Below are 20,443 nucleotides of genomic sequence, written 5' to 3'. Positions count from 1 at the left end.
ATGGTTATAATTCATTAAGTAAAGGGTACCCCTAATAATAACAATGGGTTTATCTCAGTCAGCATTGCCATGGTCTATTGATGAAGCAATTTACTTTTTTTCTGTTGTTCCCGTTATGGTTAGTTATCACCACTTTTTGCAGTTCTCTCCAAGCAGAACAGGGGGAGCAGGTTGGTAATCAGCCCCAAGATACGATAACGGTAGCCTACTCACTCGGCCAAGAGCCTTATCAATTCACTAATGAACAAGGCAAGGCTGATGGTTTTGTTATTGATTTGTGGCGTCGCTGGGCTGATCAAGCTAATGTGCAGGTGCGTTTTTTGGGTGCACCTGCGATAGTGGCAGCAGAAATGGTAGCAAGGGGGCATGCGGATATCCATGCAGGCTTACTTACCAAGGAACTAAAAGCAATTAATCTAAAAGGCGTTACGCCAGTTGGAAAAAGCAGTATTTACTTTTTTTATCATCGAAATGTTTTGGGGGTAAAAAGTCTACAGGATTTAGCAGGCTTTAAAATAGGCATAGTCAGTGGCTCAGACACTGCTGAAGAAATAACAAGCCGCTTAAAAGATGCGTCATTAGTTAGGTATCAAAATAATATAGCAATGTTGAAAGCTGCTCAAGCAGGAGAAATCCGCGTTTTTGTGGGCAGTGGACCTACTTTGCGGTTTTTAATGGCTAAGCAGGGGATCTCTCGGGAATATAATTACCAAGCAGAACAGCCTCTGTATCATCGAACCCTTTATGCTGCAGTAAATCCTGATAATGAGTCAATCGAAGCCTTGATTCGAGAAGGTATGCAAGAAATTTCAGCAGCTGATCGCAAAGCAATAGAAAATAAATGGTTGGAGCAAACCCAAAGCTACACCAGTGGGGCTTTAATTGTTGCTATTGATACTGACTTCCCTCCGTTATCATTTTTAAATGCCAAAGGTCGTCCAGCTGGGCTCTTTGTTGATTTATGGCGGCTTTGGGCGAAAAAAAATGGCAAGCAAGTGCGCTTTAAGGCGACTGAGTGGCAGGAAACCCTTGAGTCAGTGCAGGATGGAGAGGTGGATATTCACTCTGGGCTTTCGGAAACGATTGCTCGCAAAGAATGGCTGGAATTTTCACAACCCTTTTATGAAATGAGCTCGGTGTTGTTTTATGACGCGTCGGGTGAGCCAATTCGTAGCAAAGAGCAATTAGCGGGTAGACGTTTAGGGGTAGTAAGAGGGACATCCCATCAGGTGTATATAGATAAACATTGGTCTGATGCCCGAGTGATTACCTTTGAAAATAATGAAAGCCTAATTCGTGCGTTACAGGTAAAACAAATTGATGCGTTTATTGCTGAGCGCGTGTCAATTAATATTTTGCTGAATCGGTTGGGGCTGGTGGGTGAAATAAAAGCATCCACCCAGTTTACTTTTCGGGAAAAATTTCATGCGGGAGTACTGAAAGGGCGTCGAGATCTATTAAATGATATTAATAAGGGGCTCAGTTTAATCACCCATGAACAGTTTCGAGAAATGGAAGCTCGTTGGTTAGCAGACCCAAAAACCCGTTATTTTAGTGATAAGGCTGTTCCCCTTAAATTAACTGAAGAAGAAAAACAATGGCTAGCTGACCACCCCATAATAACTTTTACGGGTGACCCTAAATACCCACCGATCGAGTTTTTAGATGAAGATAGCAAATATCGGGGAATTGCTGCTGAATATATAGAGATTATTGAGAAGCGCTTAGGGATTACTATGAAATACGTCCCTTCGGCTAATTGGGAAGCAGCTAAAGAGAAATTACGTCGTCGTGAAGTGGATATGCTGAGTGTGATTGCCTGGGATGAAGATCATGCCAAGCGCTATGCCTTTACTCAGCCTTATCTGAAAATTCCAACTGACATTATTGCGCGCAGTACCGACGATAGCATTAAAAGCATAAAAGATTTAGCGGGCAAAAAAGTGGCTACTTTGCCTGATTTTGAACCAACGGAATTTATTAAATCCCGCTACCCAGAAATCGAATTTATCAATGTGCCGGACTTTGTTAGTGGTATTAAGCAGGTGTCGTTAGGTCAGCTTGATGCGATGATAGTTAACCGGGCGACTCTATCGTACTCCATTGATCGGACTAAGATAACCAATTTACGCAATGTTGCTGAAGTGGGGTATAACTACGACTATCGAATGGCCACCCATCGCCACTGGGAAGTGTTTAGCACCATTCTAAATAAAGTGTTGAGTAGTATTCCAACGAAAGAAAAAAATGAAATCGAAGGAAAGTGGATTTCTATTCAACCTAGAGTATGGAAGCCTACGAAAGAATTTATTATCGGGGTGGTTATTACCCTGGCCATTATTTTACTGATTATTTACTGGAACTGGCGGTTATCCAGAGAAATTGATGAGCGTCATAAGGCAGAAAAAGCCTTACGGATGCGGGCGCAAATGGACCGGATGATCAGTAACATTACCCGGCAGTTTATGGATCGGGAGCTGGATGAAGCAATTCAGTACACCATTAGAGTGATTGGTGAGTTTATGGGGGCTGATCGCAGCTATGTACTGAATTATGACACTGATTATAAAAGAGCCAGCATCACTCATAACTGGCACATTAAATCCATGCCAGACTATACCGAACAGCAGCAGCAAATGTTAACTGAACATTTTCGGGCACTGGATAGTCGGCCATTAAAAGGGGAAGTGTGCCAGTGGTCGTTGGGTAGCTTTGGTGTGCATGAGCCTTCATCAGTACGCCATTATTTGGAATCACTCAATATTCGCTCAGTTATTCATGTGCCTATGTTGCTGTCAGGGCGGGTTGTTGGCTCCATTGCCCAAGTCACAGTTGATCAGGATAAAACCTGGACTAGTGAAGAAGTTGCTTTGTTATGGCGCGCAGGAGAATTAATTGCCATTGGCCGAGCCCGTAAAGATGCTGAGGATGCATTACGTATAAGTGAAGAGCGCTATCAACTGGCAATGGATGCTGCGACAGATGGGCTTTGGGACTGGAATATTCCGGCAGGCAAAATTTATTTTAGTCCTCGTTTTGCCATTATGCTGGGGTATCAGCCTGATACGATAAAAGGAACGAAAGAAGCCTGGGAAGATTTAATCCACCCTGATGATAAAGCGCAAACGACGGCATTTTTAGACCATATGTTTGCCACCCAAAATGACAGTTTTGAATGCACTTATCGAGTACGCCGGCAAGAAGGCAGTTATAGTACAGTACAAACTCGGGGTAAGGTGGTTAAGCGTAATCATAAAAATGAACCCTTGCGTGCAGTGGGTACGCATGTCGATATCACGGAAGAGTTAACCCGCCGACAAGAATTGTCATTAGCTCGTTTTTCTTTAGATAATTCTGCAGATGATATTCTTTGGGTGCGTCAGGATGGCAGCCATCGTTATGTGAATATGGCCTTATGCCGTTCATTGGGTTACGAGCAGGAAGAGTTACTCAATAAAAAAGTTACGAACATTGACCCTGAGTTGAATCAGCGAGCCTGGGAATCGTTGTGGAATGTACTAACCCGTGGTAAACCCAGAACCTTCGAAACCCTCCGACGCCGTAAAGATAATTCTGTTTACCCTGTGGAGGTAACGGCTAACTTTATGGAGTATGACGGTGAAGGCTATGTGTTTATGTCCAGCCGGGATATTACTGACCGTAAACACGCTGAAGAAGCGCTTCGTCAAGCTAAAGAAACAGCAGATCAGGCAAATTTAGCGAAAAGTGAATTTTTAGCCAATATGAGCCATGAAATTCGTACACCAATGAACGCTATTATTGGTATGAGTCATTTGGCACTTCAGACAGAGCTCAGTAAAAAACAATACGACTATATTAGTAAAATTAAATCTTCATCCCACGCTTTGCTGGGCATTATTAATGACATTCTAGATTTCTCAAAAATTGAAGCAGGCAAAATGGATATGGAGTCCATCAACTTCGATATAGAAGAAGTCTTTGATAATTTATCGAGCATGATGGGGGTTAAAGCAGAAGAGAAAAACCTAAAAGTTGTGTATCAAATAGAGCCTGATGTGCCTCGTCAATTGATCGGTGATCCACTGCGGTTGGGCCAAGTCTTAATTAATTTAACTCATAACGCGATTAAGTTTACCCGTAAAGGGCAGGTGACGGTTAGTGCTAAAGTACGCTCGAAAGGTGATGAAGAAGTTGAACTGGTATTTACTGTCAAGGACAGTGGTATTGGGATTAGTGAAGATCATTTAACTCGCTTATTTGACTCATTTTCTCAGGTGGATGGCTCAACCACCCGTAAGTTTGGTGGCACAGGGCTAGGCCTAGCCATTTGTAAAAAACTCGTGGCCATGATGGGAGGAGATATAAAAGTAGTGAGTGAAGTGGGGCATGGCAGTGAGTTTGTGTTTACCGCTAAACTTGGCATCCATCGCTCAGAAGATCAATTAAAAAGACTCAGTGAAGAGCTGCAAGGTGTTCGCGTATTAATAGTGGATGATAATGAAACATCACAAACAGTGCTTACTGATATGCTGGAAACATTTAGCCTGAGACCTCAGGCGGTCAGCTCAGCGACGGAAGCTTATGAATTAATTAAGCAGGCTAACCAGATGCCTGGTGATTGTTTTGAGCTGGTGTTGATGGATTGGCGAATGCCCGACACTGATGGTATAGATGCATCAATTCATATCAAGCAAATGGAGGGGCTATATAAAATACCTGCAATTGTAATGGTCACCGCTTATGGCCGGGAAGAAATTATGCAACAGGCACAAGGTGCCGTGGATGGTTTTTTAATTAAACCTGTCAGCCCTTCCGTATTACTGGAAACTGTCTTAAGAACCTGCGACCGCTGGTATCGAGCCAGAGTATTAAAAGGCAGTCAGCAATTGACTCAAATAGCACCACAACTGGCGGGTGCTAAAGTATTGTTGGCAGAAGATAATGAAATTAACCAGCAGGTTGCTCAGGAATTATTATTAGCACTGGGCTTGAATGTTGTCATTGTTAATAATGGTCGAGAGGCAGTAGACCGCATTCAGCAGGATAACTTTCAACTGGTATTTATGGATATTCAAATGCCTGAAATGGATGGCTTTCAGGCAACAGAAAAAATTCGCAGTATGCCTCAATTTGATAAGCTGCCTATTGTGGCAATGACAGCTCATGCAATGCGACGAGATCGAGAAAAGTGCTTGGCTGCAGGTATGAATGACCATATTGCAAAGCCATTAAACCCTGATGAATTGAGTGTCATGATTGCCAGGTGGCTCAAAGCGAAACCCATTATTAGCAATAAAAGGGTTAATCAACCTCAGTTAGAGTGGCCAGAGCAGCTTGCTAGTATTGATTTAACTGCAGGCTTATCCAGGGTTATGCAAAATCAGGTTTTATATTGTAAGTTGCTCCGCGATTTTATTAATCAGCAGCCAGCAAATTTGCAGTCACTAGGGCAGTCACTTACTAATCGAGACTGGGAGCAAGCCCTTTATCAAGCTCATACAATGAAGGGGGTTGCGGGTAATATTGGTGCTAACGAATTACAAGACAGTTGCTTGGCATTAGAAAAACTAATTAAAGCAGAGCAGTTTGAGCAGGCTGAGCAGGCATTTAATCAACTAGAAGCATGCTCTCAAATGTTGTCAGAAGAATTGAGTCAGTTACCAGGAGTCATTAGTGAAGACACTGATGATACGACAACTGACATCCAAGCAGCTGTTGGAGCTGAAGTGACTAGTGAGCATAATAGTAGTGATGCCTCTGCTGCAGATGAACTTGGTCAATTGAAAAATATGCTGGCTAGTGGGGATACCGAAGTAATGGCTGTATGGCAAAAGTTAATGCCCCAGTTAACGAACGCACTTGATCCAAAGCTGCTTGGCCAAATTGGAGAAAAAATTGATAACTTTGACTTTGATGAAGCGTTGCACCTAGTAGAAGAGAATATCCCTTAAATATATCGTTGCAAAAGACTAGCAATACGCCTATCAATAAACCCTGTTGCCAGAAGCCTAAAGGCAGCATTTGTTTGGCAGCAGGGCAAGTGATAGTGTTAAACCATTAATAGCATTAGGTCATTATTGAGCTAGCAGGGCCATAGCGGCTTCCATCTCATCACTCAAGTCTTCAGCTTCGTTCATGTCTACATTTGGATCTAAGCCGAGTTTTTCAAAAGCCTTTATTGAACTCCAGTCCATTTCTGTATAAGGGTGGCCAGTGCCGACTAAGCTTTGTAAGTTAGCGACCATCACAATATCTACGTAATCTACTTTAGGGGAGTCTCGATCAAACTTGATATATTCTTCAGGCACTTTGGCAATCATGCTGGGGAAATCCCAGGCTTCAAGAATTTTGGTGCCTAGAGTGGGGTGAGTTTTTTCAATAACATGAGCCAGGGTAATACTATCGGGAATGTTAGAGATACTTTCCACATAAGTCAGCACTGGTAGTGCACCAATTTTATGCATGAGTCCTGCAAGCATTGCTTGGTCTGGTTGTAGCTTAGTATAGTGTCGGCATAACACATTGCAGATACCTGCAACTTCAGTGCTTTTAGACCACACATCGCGCATCATTTTGTCTACAACATCTGAAGTAGCTTGGAACATTTGCTCCATCGCCAGCCCGGTGGCAAGGTTGGCACTATAGGTCATACCTAGCCGATTCACCGCCATTTGGATATTATCGATTTCACGGCTGGTACGCATTAAGGGGGAGTTAACGACCTTTATAATGCGAGCGGTAATGGCGGCATCATTACTAATAACTTTTGCCAACTCAACCACTCCTGCTTCCGGGTCTTCTGCGGTTTCCCGTACTTTTAATGCTACTTCAGGAAGGGTTGGCAGGCTTAATTCATCATTTCTAAGTGCGTCTAAAATCTCTTCTTCAATTCGTTCTGACAGGTTAGCCATAGGGAAAGCACCCAAATTAATCAGTCCGGGATTAGTATAGTCCGTTTATTTGGCGAACAGATAAATATACCCCTAGTGTATTCAGGTTGTCGCAAAATTTACTTTCTGTACTCTTTTGCAACACCCTCTATTACCTGGGAGGTGTATCTTTTTAGACAGTATAGGGCAAATCCAACAATATCACTTTTTCATTTGGCTGTTTGGCAAAATATAAGTCATCTGCTGCAACTGCCTTATCTTGTAGTACAGCTAGTGCTTGGAACTGGTTATTGGTTATTTGTGCGCTATTAATCAAGTGGCCTACATTTGCCGTATGTGAGTGAGACTGGAGAGGAGTCATATTAGGAATCGGCTGATCTGTTTGGTATTGAATGCAATACAGATGATTTTTTTGTTTCCCTAAATATTGCATGCGCGCAACAATTTCTTGACCTGTATAGCAGCCTTTTTTAAAGCTTATACCTCCTGTTACCTGCATATTAAACTGTTGAGGAATAAATGCCAGGCGAGCTTCCTGGTTTACCCAAGCTAAACCAGCCTGAATATCAAGTAGTTGCCACTGGTTGTAACTAACTGGAGCAACTTCGGCAGGCAAGTTTTCCCATAATTGGACTGCAGTTGCTGTAGTTAACCAGACTTGATAACGATGGAGCTGGCTTGGTAGCTGACAAATCACCTGGTTACTAAAAGACTGGCTTTGTCCAGCTTCGGATGGTGTTGGTATTTGCTGGCTATTGAGTAATGAAGGGATATGTGAGCCTGTTAGTCCAAGGCTTACATATTGGTCAGTGACATTAAGCATTTCGGCTTTAAAAAAAGCACAGTATTTTTTCAGTTCTTCAATCATCGAGTCGACTAAATTACGATCCATAATTAGCCAAAAATGATTGGGCAAGCGAAGTAAGTAAAAGTTAGTAAGCATTCGTCCTTTGTTATTACAACAGGCACCTAATGTCAGGGTATTGTCTGGGAGTGCTTTGACATCACAAGTCAGTTGGCCTTGTAAAAATTGCTCAGCACCTTCTCCAGATACTTGTAAAATTCCTTGTGGTCCAAGGTCACTAATGATGGACTGTTGAGTTATGTCTGATAGCTCTTCTTGGTTATGGAAGCATGTCAGTAGATGGCCATCAAAGGTTGCACCCTGTTTAGTTAGAAATGATTGCCATGTGGTGGTCATGTTGAACATTTAACCTGTTGTTAGTGATGATGATAAAAGAGAATATGATTGACATATTACTGAGATTATCAACATGAATAAATGCGTAATTTGTTGAGGAAGCATATAATGCTAGGGCTAGGGAGTGGAACAGACCCTTATCTCAAAGTAGTAGAGGCTTGTTATGAAATCACAAACTGAACTCAATCGGTTATTTTGGCATAGTCGGCGCGGTATGCTGGAGTTGGATGTACTATTAGTGCCTTTTTTAAAGGAAGCTTATCCGCAGTTGAGCCCTGAAGATCAAGCCCGTTATGAAAAGCTACTGAGTTGTGAGGATCAAGATATGTTTGGCTGGTTTATGCAAAAAAGTCGCCCAGAAGACCCTGACCTAGCTCGTATTGTTGATATTATTTTGGATCGAGTGCAACCAAAGGAGTAGCGCTAAATTAATGGTCACCAACTTAAGTTAAAAATCAGTTCTTCTAAGGCGCTTTGTATTTACCTTACTAGTTTATATTTAGGGTTGGCAGTATTACTTTGTTGGCTGGTAAATATACACTGGGCACTTAAGTTAACTACGGTTGGTGGCCTACTGGCTTTTGGTTGTTATCAAACTTTGTTGTATGGATTAAAAAAGCTGCCAGGTAGCATTATTGAGCTTAGGCGGTTGAGTCAAACTCAGTGGCAGTTACTAACCAACCAGCAAGTTACTTTTCAGGGTGAGCTAGCAAATGACTGTTTTATCACTGTGCCCTTAACGATTGTTCGGATTAAAGTAGGCCAGTTGTCACGATACTCGCTGGTGATTACCCCCGACTCTGTTGATAAAGAAGCCTACCGTCAATTGCGAGTAATTTTAAGCCACGACTTTGCCACTGAGCCAGAAAACCCTATTCTTTAAAACCTAGCTTTGCAAAAGTCTCTCTTGTTGCAATTAGGTACAACTTTCTGTTGCTTACCGTTAGAAGTTCGCACCTAGAAAATTTTCAGGGATTAAGATAGTGTCAGTAGCAACGGGTAATTGCTCTGGATAGTCAAGGGTATAATGCAAACCACGACTCTCTTTTCGTTGCAAGGCAGACTGGATAATTAAGTCTGCAACGACAGCCAGGTTACGCAACTCAATTAAGTCATTACTGACTTTATAGTTGCTGTAAAATTCATAAATCTCTTGTTGTAAAAGGTCAATACGGTGTTTGGCACGCTGTAAGCGCTTATTGGTTCTGACGATGCCTACATAGTCCCACATGAACCGTCTTAACTCTTCCCAGTTGTGGGCAATAATAATGTCTTCATCTGAGTCAGTGACCTGACTCTCATCCCATGCTGGTACAGCTGGTGTTGTCTGGGTGTTTGGCAGTTTTGCTAAAATGTTTATTGCAGCAGAGCGGCCATAAACAATACATTCTAATAATGAATTACTGGCTAATCGGTTGGCTCCGTGTAAGCCTGTAAAGCTGGCTTCTCCAATAGCGTAAAGGTTGGGAATATCTGTTTGGCCATGCTGATCAACTAAAACTCCCCCACAAGTGTAGTGAGCGGCAGGCACTACTGGAATAGGTTCTTTGGTGATATCAATACCAAAGCTGGCACAGTGCTGTAATATGGTGGGAAAATGCTGCTCAATAAATTTGGCAGGCTTATGACTAATGTCTAAAAATACACAGTCTAAACCCAAGCGTTTCATTTCATGGTCAATGCCTCGTGCCACAATATCGCGAGGAGCTAATTCACCACGAGGATCAAACTGATCCATAAAGCGCTGGCCATTGGGTAATAGTAATTTGCCACCTTCTCCTCTAACGGCTTCAGAAATTAAAAATGACTTGGCATGGGGATGAAATAAACAAGTAGGGTGAAACTGATTGAACTCCATATTGGCTACTCGGCAACCTGCTCGCCAAGCCATCGCAATGCCATCTCCTGAAGCACCATCCTGATTACTCGTATATAGATAAACTTTGCTGGCACCACCTGTCGCAATGACAGTGAACTTAGTTTGAAATAGCTCTACTTGATCAGTGCTAAGGTTCAGTACGTAAGCACCTATACAACAGTTGTGAGCATGACCAAATTTTTGGCTATTAATCAAGTCAATGGCAACACGTTGGTCAAATAGAGTGATATTAGGATGAGCCTGTGCTTTTTCTATAAGTGTTTCAAAAATTGCTTGGCCAGTGGCATCGGCTGCATGGATAACTCGGCGATGGCTATGACCACCTTCTTTAGTAAGGTGAAAGCCATTGTTACTTTTTCTGTCTTTGGTAAAAGGCACGCCACTATTAATCAGCCATTGGATGCTTTCTTGGCTGTGACTAACGGTATATTTCACTGCATCTGCGTGGCAAAGACCCGCTCCAGCCTTTTCAGTATCGTTAATATGCGCTTCTATGGTATCGTCACTGTCAATTACAGCGGCAACACCTCCTTGGGCCCAATAAGTTGAGCCAGCAGCCAGGTCGGCTTTGCTTAATACGGCTACACTGGACTGTTCAGCAAGGTGAAGCGCTAACGTCAGACCTGCTGCACCGCTTCCGATAATGAGGACATCAAAATGATGGGCTGTTTTCATAGGGTGGGAGCTAATCAATGGGCATTTAACAAAAAACGCTAGTATAACTGCATACCCTTTATGGCGGCTAGCATGATTACGACACTAAAACTGTTAATTAAATAACGAGACTGCTGTGGCGCTAATCAACCAATTTTGTGAAAAGGCTTAAGGTTCTGGAAGGAACTTAAGGCGATTGAGTGAATCAATTATCCGTCAGGAAATAGAAAGTTGTTTTCTATTAATAGACTACAACTGTTGTTAGTTTGGCTGAGGTACAACTAGCTTGATAGCTAATCAGCAGTTAGGCAGACAGATAATACAGATAACTAAGGCATTTTTAGGTAGTTTAAGAAGGCAGTTGAGTAAAGTTAATTGGGTAAGTTGGTTTATTAAATCCTGCGGGGCATGATTAGATGACTTATCCTAAAAAAGCAGAGAACTTTTGTTATTGAGTATGGTCTACACAACAGAACAAAATGTGATGCTTCGGCAACTCCCACGGGGCTTTCAGCTGCAACTGCAGCCTTTAGCCATTGAGCGGGGGAGGTGGCGATGGTAAGTACGCAAGACTCGGATCAACGATTAGTTGAGCGAGTGCAACAGGGGGATAAGCGTGCTTTTGATATGTTGGTAATGAAGTACCAACACAAAATCCTGGGACTTGTTAGTCGTTATATTCATGATCATCAGGAAGTTCAGGATGTTGCTCAAGAAGCGTTTATCAAAGCTTATCGAGCACTTGATAAATTCAGAGGAGATAGCGCATTTTATACCTGGTTGTATCGAATTGCGATAAATACAGCAAAGAATCACTTAGTATCCAAGGGGCGACGCCCACCTGATACTGATGTTGATACAGAGGATGCTGAGTATTTTGAAGGGCAAAATCCTCTTAAAGATATTGAATCACCAGAAAATCGGCTTTTTCGTGATGAAGTAGAAAAAGTGGTCTACAAGGCAATTGCGGGCTTGCCTGATGACCTAAGAACAGCGGTGACATTACGAGAATTTGATGGCTTAAGTTATGAAGAAATTGCTGAGGTTATGCAATGTCCCGTTGGGACAGTGCGGTCACGAATTTTTCGTGCAAGGGAAGCAATTGATAAACAAATTAGGCCATTAGTTAACCAAGCTTAATGATTTAATAATTGGTTTGAGATTATTGAAGTTAAGCTATTTAAAGTTAGGCATGAAAGAGAAAGAAATGCGACAAAAATATAGCTATTCTTGTGAGGTGCCTCATGAATCAAGATGAACGTTTGTGCGAGTCATTGTCCGCATTCATCGATGGTGAGGCCAGTGAGTTAGAAATACACCGACTACTTAAACAGTCGCAAGAGAATGATGCGGTTAGACAAACATCATTTCGGTATCACCTGATTGGTGAGGCCATGCGACATGAAACGCATCAGTTTTCCTCCATTGATATTTCCTCTGCAGTGAGTGCTTCGATAAAGGAGGAGCCAGCGTTACAAGTTAGCTCTGTGAATGGAGCTGAAAAAACAGTGGTGGGGCGCTGGTTGCAGCCTTTAGCTAGTGTTGCTGTTGCAGCATCTGTTGCTTTTGCTGTAGTAGTAGGGGTGCAGGTATTTCAGGCTGAGCAATTAGAACAGCCAGGACAACCGCTTGCTGTTACTGATCAAGAAAGAGCAGCTGAAACTAATGCAAAATACACAGCACCTGCTTTTAATTCTGGGCCACAATTAGCATCATCGCCGCAAGTAGCAACTCCTGTCTCGGCTGTTCGACAGTCTTCTGTGAATTCGCCTCGGCTATTTCCTCAGCAGACAATTGACCAAGCAACGCAAACTCGCATTCAGTCTTATTTGATACAGCATGCTGAGCACTCGACTCTTACTAATGGTCAAGGTATTTTACCGTTTGCCCGGGTAGATAAATTTGAGACTCAGTAGTATGAAAAAGCGGTGTTGGAGTCGAGCTACCTCGTGGCTAGCTTTTTCATTATTGATTGGATCAAGTGGCAATATTTTAGCAGAAACCGGCCTGTCAGCTGCACAATGGTTGACAGGAATGACTAAGGCCTTTCGTGAATTAAATTATGAAGGCCAGTTTATTTATCAGCACAGCCAAGGCTTAAATAGTATTGCTATTACTCATTCTGTCACTGATGGCCAAGAAAGAGAGCGGTTGGTATTTTTAGATGGACCTAAGCGAGAGGTTGTGCGAGATGGTAACAAGGTAGTTTGTATAAATGCTGATAATGAAGTGATTCGCTTTGAGCGTGGTGACTCTCCATTAGCATTTGGCAGGGTTCTTAGTGAAAATCCAGGCAAACTAGCGGAACATTATAGTTTAAAAGTAGCAGGTAAAGGTCGAGTAGCAGGCCGAGAGGCGGTTGTTGTTTTAGTTCAGCCAAAGGATGAGTTTCGGTATGGCTATGAAATATGGTTGGATGAGGCCTCATCTTTGTTGTTAAAACTGGTCTTGCTTAACCGAAAAGGGGAAATGCTAGAACGACTCCAGTTTACTTCCCTTGAAGTGGGGCATGAAATACCTGAAACCAAGCTGGTTGCTTCGTTAAAAGGGTCTGTTAAATCAGAAAAAGTCATCGTATCCAAAGCTTACAATAAAGCTAATGACAAGCCAGGCGATAATGAAAGCTGGTATGTGAATTGGGTTCCTCCAGGGTTTGAGCTATTTCGTCGCAATCAACAGCATAGCCCTGTAACCAAAAAAGCAGTTGAGTCATTGATGTATACTGATGGTCTTGCAGGGTTCTCTGTCTTTGTAGAGGCAAAACCTACAAATGCTGTATCAGTCATTAAGCGAGAAGGTGCGATTACCGCGTTTACTAAAGTACTGTCATTTGAGCAAGGTGAGTTTTTAATTACAGTAGTAGGCGAGCTTCCTTTAGCAGCAGCTGAACGCATTGCAATGTCAGTAAAGTTGCAGAAAGGCAGTGCTGTTTCTATAAGCCAGTAGCCGTCTAAGCTTAATAACAAGTTATGTATAACTAGCTTTAGCAGCAACTGGGCTATTATTATAGGTTGAAATACAGTTGGTTTAGTTATTAATGGTTGAAGAGCACGGAATTGTAACAGCTATTGATAAAAATGGTGGTGCTTGGGTAGAAACCCAACAGCAGTCAGTATGTGGTCAGTGTGCCGCAAATAAGGGCTGTGGTCATAAGCTGTTAAATAAACTACCGTCATCTAGAAAGACTGCTTCTGCTTCCTCTATTAAAGTGAGAAGCGAACATTCCCTGCAAGTGGGCGACACGGTTGTTATTGGAATACCTGAAAATACTTTAGTCAAGGGTTCATTATTGGTTTATTTATTGCCTTTGATATTTATGTTATTTACCTGCTGGCTACTGAAGTGGCAAGGTTTTCAGGAACAGGTCACTATACTTTTTGGTTTTATCAGTTTGTTTCTGAGTTTTTATTTGTTACGAAAAATTATTAATAAAACATCTTTTCAACAATCACTGGAGCCCTCAGTGCTAAAGGTTTTAGTGCCTATTCAAGACGCTGAAAGCCCAATAGTGACTTCCTTATAAAGCTAACACTTTAAGACATTAGGTTAATAACAAACTCTTAGCGAAGGGATTAAATTTTTTATGAAAGTGAGATCTTGGCTTAAACAATCAACTGCAATTTTTGCATTGTTTATGACGGTTCAACTAACTGCTTATGCAAAGTCTTTACCTGAGTTTACGGAGTTAGTAGAAGAGGCTTCTCCTGCGGTAGTTAATATTAGTACGCTGCAGCTGCCGAAACAGAACCGAATGAATCGCTACTATTTTCCTGATGATGAAATACCTGATATTTTTCAAGAGTTTTTTGGTCGACCTCATCCTCAGCGCCCAGCTCCAGGTGGAAAGCCAAGACCGCAGTCGTTGGGGTCTGGGTTTATTATCTCAGAAGATGGCTACATTTTAACAAATAATCATGTGGTCAAAGGGGCTGATCAAATTATTGTTCGCCTGAGTGATCGCAGGGAACTAGAAGCAAAGCTGATTGGAGCAGATAAGCGTTCTGACTTGGCACTACTTAAAATTAAGGCTAAAAACTTACCAACCGTTGAACTGGGTACAACTGATAACTTAAAACCAGGGCAGTGGGTGGTTGCTATCGGCTCACCTTTTGGGTTTGACTACTCAGTAACCGCAGGGATTATCAGCGCTATTAATCGTAGTTTGCCAAGTGAAAACTATGTGCCTTTTATCCAAACAGACGTTGCTATTAACCCAGGTAATTCAGGTGGGCCTTTATTTGATATGGATGGTAAAGTAATTGGAGTGAATTCGCAGATATTTACCCGCTCTGGTGGATTCATGGGACTTTCATTTGCCATCCCCATTGATGTTGTAATGAATGTGGTGTCTCAGCTAAAAGATAAAGGTTATGTGAGCCGTGGCTGGCTAGGTGTTTATATTCAGGATGTAAATAAAGACTTGGCTGAGTCATTTGGTTTAGATAAGCCCCATGGCGCCCTTGTCGCTGAAGTTTTACCAGAAGGTCCTGCTGATGAGGCAGGGTTTAAACCAGGGGATATCATTACCCAGTTTGCTGAAAGAGAAATTGATGTGTCAGCTGATCTACCTCATGCGGTAGGCCAAACACCAGTAGGTAAAAAAGTGCCTGTTGAAGTGGTTCGCCAGGGTAAAGAGATTACGCTGGATGTTACTATTGGTGAGTTACCAGATGAAAAAGGGAAAACTCGTACTTCAGCACCAACCAAGTCAGGTAATCGGTTAGGCTTACAGGTGGAAGATCTGACTGATGAGCAAAAACGTAGATATGAAGTAAGTAATGGAGTCATTGTTACTGGCGTATTAGTTGGACCTGCTAGCTCAGTGGGTATCCGTCGGGGAGATATCATTACTGATCTCCACAACCAACCAGTAAATTCAGTACGTGACTTTAAACAGATAATGGCTAAGCTGCCTACTAACCGCTCAGTCTCAATGCGGCTGGTAAGAAATGCTCGGCCAGGCTATATCACTTTTAAATTAACAGAGTAGGTATTAGCTAATTATGTCAGGGCAAAATCTCTTGCCCTGGCAGACTATATCTCTTGCTGTTACATGACAGCCCTGCCACTAATGGGCTAAACTACCCGCCAAATTAACCGCTGAGCAATCGGCTTTGTCTGTTATAACTACTTAGTAATGCAGCCTGTTCCAGGATGCATCATTAGCATTATGTGTAGATTACATCGTGAGTGATTTAAGTCATATTCGTAACTTTTCTATTATTGCCCATATCGACCATGGAAAATCCACCATAGCCGATCGTTTTATCCAGCTTTGTGGAGGGCTTACTGAGCGAGAAATGGCTGAGCAAGTGCTTGATTCAATGGATTTGGAGCGTGAGCGAGGCATTACCATTAAAGCACAAAGTGTCACATTGTCTTATCAGGCAAAGGATGGCAAGGCTTATCAGCTGAACTTTATTGATACACCAGGCCATGTTGACTTCACTTATGAGGTTTCTCGATCACTTTCTGCTTGTGAAGGTGCATTGTTAGTGGTGGATGCAGCGCAAGGGGTAGAGGCTCAATCGGTAGCTAACTGTTATACCGCTATTGAGCAAGGGCTTGAGGTAGTGCCAGTGCTCAATAAGATGGATCTACCACAAGCTGAGCCAGAGCGAGTAGCCCAGGAAATAGAAGACATTATTGGTATTGATGCTACTGATGCAGTGCGCTGTAGTGCAAAAAGCGGTTTGGGTATTGAAGATGTATTAGAGCGACTAGTAGAACTGGTTCCTGCACCTGAAGGTGATATTGATGCCCCGCTGCAAGCACTGATCATTGACTCATGGTTTGACAACTACTTAGGTATTGTTTCATTAGTTCGGGTAAAACAGGGGCAGCTGAAAAAAGGCGATAAAATGCTGGTTAAGTCTACAGGTGCCAGCCATGTCGTTGATGATGTAGGCATTTTTACTCCAAAACGAGCAACCACGGGTGTGCTAAAAGCAGGTGAAGTAGGCTATGTTGTTGCTGGTATTAAAGACATTCATGGTGCACCTGTCGGTGATACCCTCACCTTAATAAAAACCCCTGAAGTGGCCCCCTTACCAGGATTTCAAAAGGTAAAACCACAAGTATATGCAGGCCTTTTTCCTGTTGTTTCGGATGACTATGAGTCATTTAGAGATGCATTAGCAAAATTAACCCTGAATGATGCTTCATTATTTTATGAGCCAGAAACGTCTGATGCGTTGGGTTTTGGTTTCCGGTGTGGATTTCTGGGTATGCTGCATATGGAAATTATCCAGGAGCGGCTCGAGCGAGAATACGATCTAGACCTGATTACCACGGCACCCACGGTTATCTATGAGCTGGAAATGAAAGATGGCTCTATTGTGATGGTGGATAATCCCTCGAAACTACCTGATCCCTCTAGTGTTCAGGAAATGCGCGAACCAATTGTGATAGCCAATATTTTGGTGCCACAAGATTATTTAGGAAACGTCATTAGCCTGTGTGTTGAAAAGCGTGGAGTGCAAAAAGATATGCAGTTCGTTGGTGGACAAGTGTCGTTATCCTATGAACTGCCTATGAGTGAAGTCGTGTTAGACTTCTTCGATCGTCTAAAGTCAGTGAGCCGAGGATTTGCTTCACTAGACTATACTTTCGATCGCTTTGAAGCATCTGATTTGGTTAAGTTGGATATCTTAATCAATGGCGAGAAAGTAGATGCTTTGGCTTTGATTGTTCATAAAGAACACTCAATGCGTCGGGGGCGAGAGTTGTGTGAAAAAATGAAAGAGATTATTCCTCGGCAAATGTTTGATGTTGCTATCCAAGCGGCTATTGGTGGTCATATTATTGCTCGGCAAACGGTTAAAGCATTGCGTAAAAATGTGACAGCTAAATGCTATGGTGGTGACGTTAGTCGTAAACGAAAACTGCTTGAAAAACAAAAAGCAGGTAAAAAGCGGATGAAACAAGTAGGAAAGGTCGAAATCCCCCAAGATGCCTTTCTAGCGGTGTTAAAAGTTGATAAGTAGGATTATATGGATATCAATTTCCCTCTGATTTTAGTGTTACTGGTATTTGGCACAGGTCTTATTTACCTGGTGGATGTGTTAGTACTGCTGCCAAAAAGAAGACTAGCAGTAGAGCAATACCGTTCAACCGTAACGGCTGAAGACCATGAGGTTGTAGCAGGTTTGCAGAAAGAGCCAGTGGGTATTGAAACCGCTAAATCAGTATTTCCTGTGTTATTTATTGTGTTGGTATTACGCTCATTTTTATATGAACCATTTCAAATACCCTCAGGTTCAATGAAGCCCACTCTTGATATCGGTGATTTTATTTTAGTCAATAAGTTTGCCTATGGTATCAGGCTGCCCGTTATTGGGACTAAAGTAATCGATGTTGGTGATCCACAACGTGGTGATGTGATGGTGTTTATCAAACCCGGAGACGATATTAACTTTATTAAGAGGGTGATTGGCTTGCCTGGTGATACCATCAAATATAAAGATAAAAAACTCTATATCAATGGTAATGTGGTTGAGGAGTCATTTATCACCAAACGAACTGATGTTGGAGCAGGCCCATATAAAGTATTTGAAGAAACAATTGATGAAAATAAGCATACCATACGCAAAATCCTAGGGGCTGCTTCAAGAAAAGATGGAGAAGGCGAGTGGGTAGTGCCAGAAGGACACTATTTTGTCATGGGTGATAATCGTGACAATAGCAATGATAGTCGCTTTTGGAAGTTTGTTCCGGATGAGAACATAGTGGGTAAAGCGGTGGCCATTTGGATGCACTGGCCAAAATGGACGCAATTACCTAGCTTTAAGAATAATGGAGCTATTAACTAGTTTTGGTAAGTAGCTAATAATTAATAAGAAACTAAGGGGCTATTGGGCATGAAACTTAAAAAGTCGCAGTTGGGCTTAACTGCATTTGGTTGGTTTTTAGCATTATGTGTAGGTGGTTTTGCTGTTGTAACGGTAATGAAGTTGGCACCTATTTATATGGATAATTATGCAATTCAAAATGTATTTGACTCATTGGATGAGCGCCCTGGCATTGCTAAATCAAGCCCCAGGCAGGTGCGGGACTATATTTCTAAAGGTTTTACCACCAATATGATTCGTGATGTAAATGTTAAAGATGTGGTCGTTAAAAAAGAGAGTGGTTTTCTTTCCGCCAGCCTTAAATATGAAAAGCGAGAGCACTTAGTCAAAAATATCGACTTAGTTTTAACATTTGAAAATAGTTGGAAAATCAAAGCCGAGTGAAAAAAGTAAACCAATCACTATTTCGAAAGCTAGGCTATAGCTTTGAGGATGAAAGTCTGCTTCTGTTGGCACTTACCCACAGGAGCTATGCAGGTGGGAATAATGAACGCCTGGAGTTTTTAGGTGACTCGATAGTTAATTTTATTATTGCTGAGGCGCTTTATCAGCAGTTTCCTCAGGCTAAAGAAGGACAGCTTAGTAGGCTGCGTGCAAAATTAGTACGGGGTGCCACTCTAGCTAAAATTGCTAAAGAATTTGGTTTAGGTGATTACTTGCGGTTAGGGTCTGGAGAGCTTAAAAGTGGTGGCTTTCGCCGCGAATCTATTTTAGCTGATGCGTTAGAAGCATTAATCGGTGCTATTTATCTTGATAATGGGTTGGACACTTGTCGTGAACGAGTTTTGGCCTGGTTTGCCCCTCGTTTAGAAAAGCTTTCATTAGACGATACCCAAAAAGACCCTAAAACTCGTTTGCAAGAATACCTGCAAGCAAAGCAGTTGGCGCTACCAGTATATGAGGTGGTGGATATTAAAGGTGATGCCCATGACCAGACCTTTACTATTGAGTGTGTGGTAGCAGGTTTAGCAGAGAAAACCAAGGGTATTGGCTCCAGTCGCCGAGGAGCAGAGCAAGAAGCAGCACGTCATGCATTGCAACAACTAGGAGTAGATGGTAGTGGTAACTAATTCAAACTCAGCCTCAGATCAAGAGTTGCACTGTGGTTTTGTTGCAATTGTCGGGCGGCCTAATGTTGGTAAGTCTACTTTACTTAACCAAATACTGGGGCAAAAACTTAGTATTACCTCAAAAAAGCCACAGACTACTCGGCATCAAATTCTAGGTATAAAAACAGAGGCAACTACTCAGGCGATTTATGTTGATACTCCAGGGTTGCACCTTGCGAATAAAAAAGCATTGAATCGTTATATGAATAAAACGGCTACCATAGCTTTGCAGGGTGTTGATGTGGTGGTGTTTGTGGTTGATCGAACTGGTTGGACAGACGAAGACCAGCTGGTATTGGAGAAAGTATGTAATCTTCATTGTCCGGTTATTTTAGCTGTAAATAAAGTTGATCAACTGAAAGACAAGTCAGCACTTTTACCCCATATTTCTCTACTAAATGAAAAAATGACCTTTGCTGATATTATTCCAGTTTCAGCAGAAACCGGGCTCAATGTTGATCGTTTAGAGCAATTGGTTGGTGATTATTTGCCTAAAAGTCATCATTTCTATGATGAAGACCAAATTACTGATCGCAGCTCACGATTTTTAGCCGCTGAGATCGTTAGAGAAAAAATTATGCGACAGTTAGGGGATGAGGTTCCCTATCAAATCACGGTGGAAATAGAACAGTTTCAAGTCGAGTCAAAGCTAATAACAATTAGTGCTTTAATATTGGTAGAAAAAGCCGGTCAAAAAGCCATTGTTATAGGTAAAAAAGGAGAGCAGATTAAAATCATTGGCCGTGATGCTAGAGTCGACATGGAAAAATTGTTTGATAATAAGGTGATGTTGAACTTGTGGGTCAAGGTGAAAAGTGGTTGGTCTGATGACGAGCGTGCACTGAATAGTTTGGGTTATACAACAGATTAAAGCCTGC

Annotated in this window: 16 protein-coding genes; 13 read left to right on the top strand and 3 right to left on the bottom strand. The window is 42.1% G+C overall.

Annotated elements, in window-relative coordinates; genetic code table 11:
- Window positions 1-80 precede the first annotated feature (80 nt).
- Window positions 81-5,933, top strand: coding sequence for a transporter substrate-binding domain-containing protein (locus tag ORQ98_RS00590; protein WP_274686824.1), 5,853 nt, complete (start codon window positions 81-83; stop codon window positions 5,931-5,933).
- Between the two features lie 123 nt (window positions 5,934-6,056).
- Here ORQ98_RS00590 and ORQ98_RS00585 read toward each other — a convergent pair whose 3' ends face one another.
- Both ORQ98_RS00585 and ygfZ read right to left on the bottom strand, forming a co-directional pair.
- Window positions 6,057-6,893 (bottom strand): HDOD domain-containing protein, encoded by an 837-nt coding sequence (locus ORQ98_RS00585; protein ID WP_274686823.1) that lies wholly within the window; start codon window positions 6,891-6,893, stop codon window positions 6,057-6,059.
- 151 nt (window positions 6,894-7,044) lie between these two features.
- Window positions 7,045-8,073, bottom strand: a complete 1,029-nt coding sequence (gene ygfZ / locus ORQ98_RS00580; RefSeq protein WP_274686822.1) for a CAF17-like 4Fe-4S cluster assembly/insertion protein YgfZ — start codon at window positions 8,071-8,073, stop codon at window positions 7,045-7,047.
- A gap of 163 nt (window positions 8,074-8,236) precedes the next feature.
- Between ygfZ and ORQ98_RS00575 the strand changes: the two genes are divergently transcribed.
- Window positions 8,237-8,494, top strand: a complete 258-nt coding sequence (locus tag ORQ98_RS00575) for an FAD assembly factor SdhE (RefSeq protein WP_274686821.1) — start codon at window positions 8,237-8,239, stop codon at window positions 8,492-8,494.
- A 6-nt stretch (window positions 8,495-8,500) separates the two neighbouring features.
- Complete coding sequence (locus tag ORQ98_RS00570) at window positions 8,501-8,956, top strand: protein YgfX (protein ID WP_342455172.1); 456 nt, start codon at window positions 8,501-8,503, stop codon at window positions 8,954-8,956.
- 60 nt (window positions 8,957-9,016) lie between these two features.
- Here the strand turns inward: ORQ98_RS00570 and nadB are convergent, their stop codons facing one another.
- On the bottom strand, window positions 9,017-10,627 hold the full coding sequence (nadB, locus tag ORQ98_RS00565) for an L-aspartate oxidase (protein WP_274686819.1): 1,611 nt from the start codon (window positions 10,625-10,627) through the stop codon (window positions 9,017-9,019).
- A 534-nt stretch (window positions 10,628-11,161) separates the two neighbouring features.
- Between nadB and rpoE the strand changes: the two genes are divergently transcribed.
- The 10 genes from rpoE to era all read left to right on the top strand — a co-directional run bounded on the left by rpoE (window position 11,162) and on the right by era (window position 20,436).
- Window positions 11,162-11,746 (top strand): RNA polymerase sigma factor RpoE, encoded by a 585-nt coding sequence (gene rpoE / locus ORQ98_RS00560; RefSeq protein ID WP_274686818.1) that lies wholly within the window; start codon window positions 11,162-11,164, stop codon window positions 11,744-11,746.
- A 104-nt stretch (window positions 11,747-11,850) separates the two neighbouring features.
- Window positions 11,851-12,522 carry a sigma-E factor negative regulatory protein gene (locus tag ORQ98_RS00555; protein ID WP_274686817.1) on the top strand — a complete coding sequence of 224 codons (672 nt, stop codon included), beginning with the start codon at window positions 11,851-11,853 and terminating at the stop codon, window positions 12,520-12,522.
- A 1-nt stretch (window position 12,523) separates the two neighbouring features.
- Window positions 12,524-13,552, top strand: coding sequence for a MucB/RseB C-terminal domain-containing protein (locus ORQ98_RS00550; RefSeq protein ID WP_274686816.1), 1,029 nt, complete (start codon window positions 12,524-12,526; stop codon window positions 13,550-13,552).
- A 91-nt stretch (window positions 13,553-13,643) separates the two neighbouring features.
- Window positions 13,644-14,129, top strand: a complete 486-nt coding sequence (locus ORQ98_RS00545) for a SoxR reducing system RseC family protein (RefSeq protein ID WP_274686815.1) — start codon at window positions 13,644-13,646, stop codon at window positions 14,127-14,129.
- A gap of 60 nt (window positions 14,130-14,189) precedes the next feature.
- Window positions 14,190-15,596 carry a DegQ family serine endoprotease gene (locus ORQ98_RS00540; protein ID WP_274686814.1) on the top strand — a complete coding sequence of 469 codons (1,407 nt, stop codon included), beginning with the start codon at window positions 14,190-14,192 and terminating at the stop codon, window positions 15,594-15,596.
- Between the two features lie 196 nt (window positions 15,597-15,792).
- Window positions 15,793-17,592, top strand: a complete 1,800-nt coding sequence (lepA, locus tag ORQ98_RS00535) for a translation elongation factor 4 (protein ID WP_274686813.1) — start codon at window positions 15,793-15,795, stop codon at window positions 17,590-17,592.
- A 6-nt stretch (window positions 17,593-17,598) separates the two neighbouring features.
- Window positions 17,599-18,417: a signal peptidase I gene (gene lepB, locus ORQ98_RS00530; protein WP_274686812.1), complete on the top strand. Its 819-nt coding sequence runs from the start codon at window positions 17,599-17,601 to the stop codon at window positions 18,415-18,417.
- 48 nt (window positions 18,418-18,465) lie between these two features.
- Entirely contained in the window at window positions 18,466-18,840 is a 375-nt protein-coding gene (locus ORQ98_RS00525) for a DUF4845 domain-containing protein (RefSeq protein ID WP_274686811.1), read from the top strand.
- A complete protein-coding gene (gene rnc / locus ORQ98_RS00520) occupies window positions 18,837-19,526 on the top strand; it encodes a ribonuclease III (RefSeq protein ID WP_274686810.1) in 690 nt (229 codons plus the stop codon). Before ORQ98_RS00525 ends, rnc begins: the two co-directional genes overlap by 4 nt.
- The gene (era, locus tag ORQ98_RS00515; protein WP_274686809.1) at window positions 19,516-20,436 is read left to right on the top strand and encodes a GTPase Era; all 921 of its coding nucleotides are present in this window, start codon (window positions 19,516-19,518) and stop codon (window positions 20,434-20,436) included. Before rnc ends, era begins: the two co-directional genes overlap by 11 nt.
- The last annotated feature ends 7 nt before the right edge of the window (window positions 20,437-20,443 follow it).

Origin of the sequence: Spartinivicinus poritis, assembly GCF_028858535.1 — a bacterium.
Taxonomy (GTDB): domain Bacteria; phylum Pseudomonadota; class Gammaproteobacteria; order Pseudomonadales; family Zooshikellaceae; genus Spartinivicinus; species Spartinivicinus poritis.
This window is presented reverse-complemented; position numbering and strand designations above follow the sequence as displayed.